Here is a 10,528-nt window from a genome sequence, read left to right as displayed (position 1 = left end):
GTTTTCCGGAGCGTTCGGCATGGCACTCGCGCATTCGATGTGCATGCGCCGCATACCTTGCATGATCGCGATTTCCTCGGTGATGTTGCCCAGCCTGATCCTGTTGTGGCGGTTCGTCACACCAGGCGTAGCGTTGATGTGGATGGTCTACATGACCTACATGGTCCTGGTCCTGTTGCGCAGCTATCGTGAGTACCGGGCCCGCCTGGAACTTGAGGAAGATCTGCGTCAACAACGGGATCAATTCGAGAAACAAAGCCTGATCGACAGCCTGACCGGCATAGCCAACCGGCGTGCATTCAAGGATGCTCTGGCCCGTGCCCTGGCAAAGGCGAGCGGTGGCAGCGCGGCTTCGCTGCTGATCCTCGATATCGACCACTTCAAGAACATCAACGACACATTCGGTCATTCCGCGGGGGATGCCTGTCTTGTCGCCATGGCACAACGCATGCTGGCGCATTTCGACAAGCCGGAAGACGTGGTCGCGCGGCTGGGCGGGGAAGAGTTTGGCGTCGTTTTGGAGTCTGACGGTCAAACGGCTTTCGATCGTGCCGAGCGATTTCGCCAGGATCTCGAATCCCGGGCGCTGGAGTTTGGCGACGACAAGTCCAGGGTGACGGTCAGCATCGGGTCCGGTTCATTCGATGCTGCGCATCACGCAGATGCCGATGCATTCTACCTGGCAGTGGACAAGGCGCTTTATCGCAGCAAGCAGACCGGCAGAAATCGGACAGAGCGTGCGGACGACGAAGCACATCCGCATCCGGCGGGCGTTACGCCCGCCGGATAGAAACGGCAGATCAGTAGCGGTAGTGCTCTGGCTTGTATGGTCCTTCAACCGATACGCCGAGATACTCGGCCTGTGCCTTGGTCAGTGTGGTCAGCTTCACGCCGATCTTCTCCAGGTGCAGGCGAGCGACTTCCTCATCAAGGATCTTCGGCAGGATATAGACCTTGTTCTCGTAGCTGTCCTTGTTTGCCCACAGATCGATCTGGGCCAGGGTCTGGTTCGAAAAGGAGTTCGACATGACGAAGCTCGGGTGGCCGGTCGCGCAACCGAGGTTGACCAGACGGCCTTCGGCCAGCAGGAAGATCGCACGGCCATCCTTGAACGTGAACTTGTCGACCTGGGGCTTGATGTTGATCTTGGTTACGCCATCCAGCTTGTGCAGTGCGTCGACCTGGATCTCGTTGTCGAAGTGGCCGATGTTGCAGACGATGGCCTGGTCCTTCATCGACGACAGGTGTTCGACGGTCAGCACATCCTTGTTGCCCGTGGTGGTGACGTAGATGTCGCCGCGGCCAAGGGTCGATTCGACCGTGTTGACCTCGAAGCCTTCCATCGATGCCTGCAGGGCATTGATCGGGTCGATTTCGGTGACAACGACGCGCGAACCATAGGCACGCAGGCTGTGCGCGCAGCCCTTGCCGACATCACCATAGCCGCAGACCACGGCGACCTTGCCGGCCAGCATTACGTCCATTGCGCGCTTGAGGCCATCGGCCAGCGACTCGCGGCAGCCGTAGAGGTTGTCGAACTTGGACTTGGTCACCGAGTCGTTGACGTTGATGGCCGGGACCAGCAGCTTGCCAGCCTCGAGCATCTGGTAGAGGCGATGCACGCCGGTGGTGGTCTCCTCGGAGACACCCTTCCAGTCCTTGACCACGGTATGCCAGAAACCGGGGCGCTCCTTGGCGACGCGCTTGAGCAGGTTCTTGATGACCTGTTCTTCGTGCGAAGAAGCCGGTTCGTCGACCCACTTCGAACCGTTCTCGAGTTCAAAGCCCTTGTGGATCAGCAGGGTGACGTCGCCGCCATCATCGACGACCAGTTCGGGGCCCTTGTTGCCCGGGAAGGTCAGTGCGTCGAGCGTGCAATCCCAGTATTCCTCGAGGGTTTCGCCCTTCCAGGCAAACACCGGCGTGCCAGTAGCGGCAATTGCTGCTGCGGCGTGGTCCTGGGTCGAGAAGATGTTGCAGGAAGCCCAGCGCACGTCGGCGCCGATATCCTTGAGGGTTTCGATCAATACTGCGGTCTGGATCGTCATGTGCAGCGATCCGGTCACGCGTACGCCCTTGAGCGGCGCGCTGGTCGAGTACTTCCTGCGGATCGACATCAGCCCCGGCATCTCGTGCTCGGCAATGTCGATTTCCTTGCGGCCATAGTCCGCCAGGGAGATATCGGCAATCTTGTAATCAGTATTCGGGGTGTTCTTTACGACGGCATTCATTCGGTTCGCTCCGTTCAATTGGGGCGGGCGCCGTTTACGGGAATCGCGTGCCGAGCCTGTGTCTGGTCCCCACGAGCGGGACTGACCTGCAGCGCCCCTCGGCGGCGACGGGCCGACAAGTATATCGCTTATTCGCGATGGAGGGATGAAGCAGTGTAAGTCGGCGTTCATGTACGCACTTGAAGCGAGCTGCGCGAAGGCCGAAACAGCCTTGGGGCACTGCTCGTGGGTGGCAGTTCGTCGCCGTGGACAAGGCTTGGTAATCGAGAAGACGGTCGCGAATAGCGGGGAAAACCGCCTGATGCGCCGGTCCCCATTGCCGGTGGCACCGCGTCAGGGACGGGTTCCGGCATTTCCCACGCCAAAAAAAACGGGCCGCAGAGCGGCCCGTTCAATGCTTGCTTGATGGCTCCGGTTATTACGGAGTCGGCACGCAGGCCTTCAAGACCAGATTGTCGATGTAGAAGCCGGTCGGAGTCGTCGCTGCGACCGTATTCGCATCGGACAATGCGCGGTAACGCAGCTGGACACTCTGGCCGACGTAGTCATCCATGTCTACGATCGAGGTGATGGCGCCGGATGGCGGTGTATGGCACCAGACCATCAGACCGGCATTCGGCAGGTTGCTTGCAGCAATGCCGTCGTACGGATCGGTGTACAGCGAGCTGCCATGGACATAGGTGAATGCACCAGCGCCCACCTTGATGTCGAGCGTAGCGTTGTCGTAGCACCCGGTCGGACCATCGTCCTCGAAGTTGTGCCATGTGTCGTAGGTCAGGAACGTGGCCTGCGAGTTGGCCGGTATCGCAATGCTTGGCGAGACCAGTCCGCGATCGCTGGTGGTGGCGTTGTTCGGGACACCCCAGACCGTGGTCGACAGTCCGCTGCCAGCCGGGGCCGTCTGCTGTGTCCAGTTGGTGCCGCCGGTTCCCACTGTGGTCCAGCCGTTGACGCCGCCCTGGAAGTCGTCGGCGAACACGTTGGTCGCTGCCGTGCCGCTTGGGCACTGGCCGATGATGCCGGTGTCAAAGCGATATACAACCGACGTGGCACCCGCGCCACAGTAGTTGTTCGGCGTTACGCGCCAGTAGTACGGGGTGGACTCGGCCAAGGAAGGCGTGACCTTCCAGGTCGTGCCGGAAACCGTGGCGATTCTGACGATGTTGGAGAACGCGACATCGGTGGCGATCTCGACGTTGTAGTTCAGCGCGCCAGCAGCGGCGTTCCAGCTAAGCGTCGGAAGGACCTTGTTGCCCGTGGAATTGTTGGCCGGAGAGAGCAGGGCGGGAGCCGATGCTGCTGCGGTCGACACACCCAGTTCCAGGCTTGTGCCTCGGGTCAGCGGTCCACTCGTTCCGTTTACCGAGAAATCATATTCCCCGGCAGCGATAGACGCACCATTGCTCAGGGTAAATACGCTCGTGCCCGCACCGAGGACCGGGTTTACAGACGTGGATCCCGATGTTCCGGGTGGGACGTCCATGGCGGCCAGCAGCACACTGCCATTGAATCCGTTGAGCACGCCTACGCGTATATCCCAGGTCGGGTCGCTGTCCGTTGCCGAGCAAACTTCCACGCGGGCCGGCGTTTCATTGACCAGGGAGAAATCCGGATCGCCGCAACCGTCGAACGTGAACGAGCACACGCGTGTACGCCAGGAGGCGCCAGAGGTAGTGGCCAGGTACTCGGTGGTGAAGTAGAAGCGGCATTGATCAACCGGATCCACGCTCATCGAGGCATAGTCGCCCCAGCGACCGGAAGTGCTGGTCTGCGAGCCGGTGGTTCCAGGCGTACAGCTGACTTCGTCGCGCATCATGCCCGCCGGATCGAAAGGTGTGCGGCCCGTGATCATGATCTTGGGGTTGATCGTCGCGCTCGACTTGGAATAACCCAGGCCAATATTGCCGCTGCCATCGATGGCGATACCACCCATCCAGCGGGAATCTCCATCGGGCGTGAAGTTGCCCTGATCGATGACTGACTTGACCAGTTGGGTCGCTGGCACCGAATTCGGCAGATCCACGCCGTCGAAGCCATTACCGAAGATGCGGTCGACTGTCGTGATCGGATACTCGGCGCTCGGCTTCATGTTGAAATGCACCCAGCGCACGCCAGCCTGGCCAGCCTCACTCTGGATCACGTGGTTGATCACCAGCGAGATGCGATTCGGTGCGGTGGGCAGGAATGCGCGGGCGGTGGCGCGATACATCGTGTTCGAGCCGAATGCGTCAAGCTGGGAAGTGGTTCCAAGCTGCGCAATGGCGCCGCCATACGGCACATAAACGTCCGTATCGATGAAGGCCGGCGGATTGGTGAAAACAGTGTTGGCCGGCGTCTCCCAGTCAAGGCACATGTCCCAGAAGCGGTATTGAGCCGTACTGAACTCGAAATGCACGAACGAGGGGCATGAGCCGCCGGGTGCTGCGTTCAGACCGCTTAGATGCACCGGCTGGACACCATAGGCGTCGATTCCGGCGAAGCGGACTACCGCTGCAGTCGGATCACCGACCAGCATCTTGTCACGCTCGAGCGAGATCAGGGATGCGCCCTGGAAGGTCTGGGGAGATCCTCCGAAATCGTGGGTGATAAGCGTGTAGGCATTCTGCGCCGTGGAATCTTCAGTCCACACGCCCATCTTCGGATAGTCACCGAATATTGGCCACTGGAACTCGTAGCGATAGTAGCTGCCGAGCGGATCGGGAGATGTCGAAACGGCCACGCATTGCGCGAACGGTGCGCTGGTAACGAACTGGCTGATCACCCAGCGCTGGGCGCGTGCGTCCCAGAGTGCTGTCGGATCACCCGAATTGGTGGTTTCGCACTTGCCGCCAAAACCGACATAGAACGAATTGCCGGGCGTGGAGCCCTGCACCACGGCACCGGTTGTTTTTTCGTAGACGGCCCAATGGCTGTTGACGGTCTGTATGTAGTGGACGTCGCTGACATCGCCATTGGTATCAGGTGGGAGGCAGCCGCCGCAGGCAGTGGCCTGGGTCAGTGCGTCATAGCTGACGTCAATGGAAGGAGCAGAGGTACCCATTGGCGAATTCTGCGACTTGGAGTAGTCCGGCGCGAAGATCGTCGGGTAGTCCGAGCGCTTGAGCAGAATGTTGGGCATTTCGAAAGGAGCGCTGGCGGAGCCTACGGCCTCGGAAGGCGGCATCATGCGAATGATGTCGCGCATCGGCGCCGACACGTCGGCGCGCACTGCGTACCTGATATCTGGAGCCTGGTTGGGGGCCGCAGCCTGGCTGGCTGCCTGTGCGGTAGATCCGAGGGCGAGCATTGCTGCTGCACCAAGGATGGACAATCGGTATCGCAAATACATTTGAAGGCTCCTCATCAAGATACGGTTCGTTCTTGCTCTTCAACGCTCGGATTTACGCAACTCCTACGTCAATATTTCGATCACTCGGTTCCTTGCTTATCCGTCGCCTGTTCGGCGTGTTGCTGGTCCAGACGGCGAATCTGATCGTCGAGATACTTGCGGGAATCGGCATTCAGGGCTGGATCTTCCAGCGCTTGCTCTACCATTTCCCTTTCCTGGCCTGGAAACTTGCTGCGCAGCAGCACCAGGGATTGTTCGCGGAAAATCAGTTGCGGGCTGCGCAGCCAGCGTGCGATTGAATCCCTTGGCAACTGGATTTCGGGTTTCTCGACCACTCCGAAAGCAAGCAGGACGAGCCCGGTCGGGTCCCAAGCCCCCTCAGGGTATCCGTCTAGCGGCGTAGTTGCCAGTATTTCCTTGGCGACAGGCAACCACCAGGTTCCGTACAGATCGGGGTAGAGGAAGGCAGCCTGGAGCAGGACAGAGCGGGCAGCTGTGCTGTATTGCGCACTTTCGACGACTTTTCGAATCAGCGCTCGATCCTTCTCGTTGAGCAATTTCCCGAGATCGGCATCAAGCGCAATCTGGGCTGCCGCGAGGTTCCTCAGTTGCGCGTCGTCCCCTTTCAGGGTCTTCAGCATCAGGTTGAGGAGTGATCTCGAATCCCGCTTTGCCTCGGTATCCGCGGCATCCAGGATTTTCAGCAGAGCCCTGGAGTCCCTGAACATCGCGGGCTCGATGCCCAGGCTGCGGATGATCGTGCTGCCTTTCTTGTTCAGGACGACTCCGCCCGGTGCGCGCTTGTCGCGATCAATCAGGTCGTAGGCGAAGACATAGCGATCGCCAAGATGCAGATCGTTGTCTGCGGGGACATCGGCAAGCACATCCACGAGTTCGGGTACGTCGTCATGTCCACCGAAAACTTTCTCGCGCTTGAAAACAACGCGGTTGGGCGGATTGACTTCTGCAACCGTGCCAATCACGAGTCTATTCTTGTCGGAGAAGAGCAGGTGCAGTGGTGGTTCCACCGGACCGGCCAGTGCTGCGGTGCTGAACCAGGCAAGCCCGACGAGTGTGGATGTCAGCAGAATGCGCATTGATGCGCGTAGGGATCGCGTTGTTGTCATGCAGATTTCCGGAAGTCGTGCAGGGGCCGAACGGCCGCCGCTGGGTCAGCCAGACTAGAACATGCGGCGTGCCGGGGGAACCCGTGGGCTCAAACACTCGTCGCGCTACAGTTTCCCGCACCGCACGCTGGCGGTTGCAATCGACATGGCTGCCTCGCGCATTCGTTCCAAGCCCGCCCGATGCAAAGGCCCGATGTGGCGTGCGGTGGAGCAATCGGGACGTCGCACTGGCGTGCTGATCCACAATCGGTGAACATTCGAGCAGTCGCATTCGATGCGCAGACGGCGGATTGTTCGCAAGGGAGAACAGGCAATGGAACAGGAAGGTTCTGCAGTATCCGGCTGCAGCTGGCTTTGTGGGCTGGTGTGGCTGGCTTGCATGTTGCTTGCACCGATGGGGGAGGTTGAAGCGCAGGCACTGGACTATACGATCGCCGCTCCACCAGCCTGGGTGGATCGCATCGAGAGGGGCGAAGCCGACCATAGTCGTCTCGATCAGATTTTTGATGGCGCGTACTACCTGCTCAGCGATTCGCAGGTCCGACTCGACGCCAGGCAACGCACTACGTTTCGACGCCTTGCCAGCATGGCAACCAATGAAGCCGGTGTCAGCGCACTGGCCAATGTCGAGATCAGCTTCGATCCCTCGTTCCAGACCCTGGAGTTGCATTCAATCGACCTGGTCCGCAAGGGCCGGGTGATCCCCAAGCTTGAGACTGCGACCGTCCGCGTCCTGCAGCGGGAAACCGAGCTTGAGCGGCGCATCTACGATGGCAGCAAGACAGTGAGCGTATTCCTGGAGGACGTGCGAGTCGGTGACGTTGTCGACTACGCCTATTCGATTCGTGGGCGCAATCCGGTTTTCGGTGAGCGTGATTTCGGAAGCTTCAGTCTGCAATTCACCGTGCCGGTTGCCCGCATCCATGCAAGATTGCTTGTGCCGGCAGGAAAAGAGCTGTCCGTGGTCTCGCGCAATACGGCCCTGGAGGCGAATGTCACGAGGCTGAATGACTTCAGCGAGTATGAGTGGGATTCTCGCGACGTGCCCGGATTGAACGTCGAAACTGACGCACCCGGATGGTACGACCCGTATCCCCTGGTGCAATGGAGCGAGTTTGCCGAATGGTCTGCTGTCAGGCAGTGGGCCGAACCGCTGTATGCGATACCGGATCGGATCGGGCCGACCTTGCTGGCGGAGATAGAACGCATAGGCAAGGCCGAGGCGACCAGCGAAGATCGGTTGCTGGCGGCACTGCGGTTCGTGCAGTCCGAGATTCGCTACCTCGGTGTCGAGATCGGCCCGAACTCGCATGAGCCAAACCCTCCGGACCTGGTGCTCGAGCGCCGTTTTGGAGACTGCAAGGACAAGACCCTGTTGTTGCTGACCATGCTCGACCGCCTGGGCATCAACGCCCAACCTGCCTTGGTCAACACGCGCATCCGGCGCGCCCTGGCGGAACAGCAGCCGAGCCCGGGTCAATTCGATCATGTCATCGTTCGCGCCGAGCTGGATGGCCAGCCGATCTGGCTTGATCCGACTCGATCGACCCAAAACGCTGATCTTGATCATCTTGTGCAGGCAGATTTCGATCTGGCCCTTGTCATTGGACCGGAGTCCAGGGCTCCCGTATCAATGGAGCCCGAGCGGGCACCCAAATCGACACGCAAGGTCCACGTGACCTTCAACGCGCGATCGGGGCTGCAAGAGCCGGTTGAGTTCACCGCGGTCACCACCGTCGAGGGCGAGCGCGCCGAGTCGACCCGCTACCTCCTGGCCACGACGAGTTTCGAAGAGCTCCAGAAAAGCTACCTCAACTACTATGCCGCGTCGTTTCCAGGCCTGAGCATCGTCAAGCCCATGCAGGTGCAGGATGACGAGCGCAACAACCGGATCGTATTGACCGAGAGCTACAGCATTCCGAACTTTTCCGAATGGTCCGAATCGGGCAAGCGACACACGGCCGAAATCCCGGTACCCGATGTCGATGAGTTGCTGCGTGGACCGGGCTCGCCTATTCGCAACGCGCCGCTGCTTCTATCGCATCCTCTTGATGTAACCGTGACGACCGAGACCGTCCTGCCCAGCGAATGGACGATCAAGCCCTCGACAACCCGGGTGGATGATCCGGCGTTTACCTTCGAGCGCTCGATCAAATCGGGAGGCGATCGGTTCACCATCACCGATCGGTTTACTTCGCTCGCCGATGAAGTGGCTGCGGCCGATACCCAGCGCTATGTGGGGAATCTGGGGCGCGCGCTCAACGAGACCGGCTACCAGTTGCAGTGGAGCGGTGCGACAAGCGGCACGAATGCCAGCGGCATGGATCGAATCAACTGGATGCTGCTGCTGGTGTCGCTGATGGTGCTGGCGATAATGATCTGGCTGGCGCTCAAGATCTATCGCCATGATCCGCCAGCCTATGGTGCGAATCCGCACAGCTCGCTGCGCGGACTGGGGGGCTGGCTGATCATCCCGGCGATCAGCGTGACAATCCTGCCGGTCGCGAGTCTGGTCGGTCTGTACACGAGCCTCGACGCTTTCGCTGCCGATACATGGTCCAACCTGACCACGTTCGGCAGCGATGCCTATCACGCCTTGTGGGCGCCCGTGTTGCTGTTCGAACTTGTAGGAATGCTGGGTCTTCTCGTATTTGAAGTCATGCTGCTTGTGATGTTCTATCAGCGTCGCTCCAGCTTCCCGAAGATCTACATCGCGTTTCTATGGATTTCCGCTGCGCATTTGCTGATCGACGCAGGGCTGACCACCCTGATTCCGGACGCAGAAGCTGGCGCAGGCGGATACTCGTCCTTGCCGCGCACCTTGATCGGCTCGGCAATCTGGACCGGCTATTTCCTTCAGTCGGTGCGTGTCAGGAACACCTTTGTCGAACGCCTGACGAAGGATCGCGCAAGCGTGCGTGAAGTGCCCGCCGTACCTGCAAGCACGTTCTCGATCTAGCGGGGCAGATGCGCCATGCCACGACGATCAAGGCGGGCATGTCTAGCGGAAAGGTCCCGGCGCAGCGCCTGACCGATGACTATCGGCGATCCTGTTCGAGCGCATCGCCCCATGGCAGTCCACTGTTGATGCCTTCCTGAACGGTCGTGTCATCGCAACGCGACATGTAAGGAAATCCGTTGTCGATCAGCGCCTTCAGCGAGATGGTTTCCTGGGCAGTCAGCAGGCCCGAGTGATTGAAGGTTCCGGTGTATTGCTTGCGTGGATCGAGGTCTTCACCGGTGAGTACTTCAAGCAGGTAGCTGCGTTTGGCGAAGCTGCCACCACGACCGAAATTGCTGGGGAAGGGCATGTCGGTCAGAAAATAGAGTTCGCCATTGCTGTTCGGCAGGAACAGGGCCTGATAGCCGGGGTCCCAGGGCGCAAGTGCTCCCATGGGCGCATGGGGATTTCCCGGGCTGACGAACTCGCTCGCATACGGTCCGTTTTCGAAGATCACGTACTTGCGTGCGGCAGACCAGTTATAGCCATAGACACGTTTGTTGACCGGTACCTCGCTGGCGTAGTTCGCGTTGACAAAGTTTGCCCAGCGACTTCCCGGCACGGGGTAATTCGCGGTGCTTGAGTAGTGCTCGGCCAGGGTCAGGTCCGCGGCGGGATTGCTGGCGCCATGGCAGCCAACACATTTCGCATTGATGAGCGGACGAAAGAAGTGCAGGAAGCTGATCAGCTCTCTTCCGATGTCTGGCGTGGAAATGTCGACAGCGGTGTCGGCATCGGTCTCGAAATCCATGGTTGCGGCGAGCTGGTCAAAGCTTCCGACGCCAACATAGGAGGCGTTGTAGGTACCGTGGCACGATGAACATTGGGCGTTGTACTGCGA

General features: G+C 59.9%; 6 protein-coding genes and 1 riboswitch. Of the genes, 2 read left to right on the top strand and 4 right to left on the bottom strand.

Going from position 1 to position 10,528, the window contains the following annotated elements; genetic code table 11:
• Positions 1-790, top strand: a 790-nt coding sequence (locus WBP53_RS02575; RefSeq protein WP_423925635.1) for a GGDEF domain-containing protein, incomplete at its 5' end; no start/stop codon positions are given.
• Positions 791-800: 10 nt separating this feature from the next.
• Here WBP53_RS02575 and ahcY read toward each other — a convergent pair.
• From ahcY to WBP53_RS02560, 3 genes are all read right to left on the bottom strand, one after another.
• Positions 801-2,231 (bottom strand): adenosylhomocysteinase, encoded by a 1,431-nt coding sequence (ahcY, locus tag WBP53_RS02570; protein ID WP_423925633.1) that lies wholly within the window; start codon positions 2,229-2,231, stop codon positions 801-803.
• Positions 2,232-2,249: 18 nt separating this feature from the next.
• Positions 2,250-2,337: riboswitch (S-adenosyl-L-homocysteine riboswitch) on the bottom strand.
• A gap of 312 nt (positions 2,338-2,649) precedes the next feature.
• Positions 2,650-5,559: a hypothetical protein gene (locus tag WBP53_RS02565; protein ID WP_423925631.1), complete on the bottom strand. Its 2,910-nt coding sequence runs from the start codon at positions 5,557-5,559 to the stop codon at positions 2,650-2,652.
• Between the two features lie 80 nt (positions 5,560-5,639).
• On the bottom strand, positions 5,640-6,686 hold the full coding sequence (locus tag WBP53_RS02560; protein ID WP_423925629.1) for a hypothetical protein: 1,047 nt from the start codon (positions 6,684-6,686) through the stop codon (positions 5,640-5,642).
• 313 nt (positions 6,687-6,999) lie between these two features.
• Between WBP53_RS02560 and WBP53_RS02555 the strand changes: the two genes are divergently transcribed.
• The gene (locus tag WBP53_RS02555; RefSeq protein ID WP_423925627.1) at positions 7,000-9,645 is read left to right on the top strand and encodes a DUF3857 domain-containing protein; all 2,646 of its coding nucleotides are present in this window, start codon (positions 7,000-7,002) and stop codon (positions 9,643-9,645) included.
• A 79-nt stretch (positions 9,646-9,724) separates the two neighbouring features.
• On the opposite strand, the gene WBP53_RS02550 is transcribed toward WBP53_RS02555, so the two are convergent.
• On the bottom strand, positions 9,725-10,528 hold an 804-nt coding region (locus tag WBP53_RS02550), incomplete at its 5' end, for a hypothetical protein (protein ID WP_423925625.1).

Origin of the sequence: Dokdonella sp., from assembly GCF_049593775.1 — a bacterium.
Taxonomy (GTDB): domain Bacteria; phylum Pseudomonadota; class Gammaproteobacteria; order Xanthomonadales; family Rhodanobacteraceae; genus Dokdonella.
This window is presented reverse-complemented; position numbering and strand designations above follow the sequence as displayed.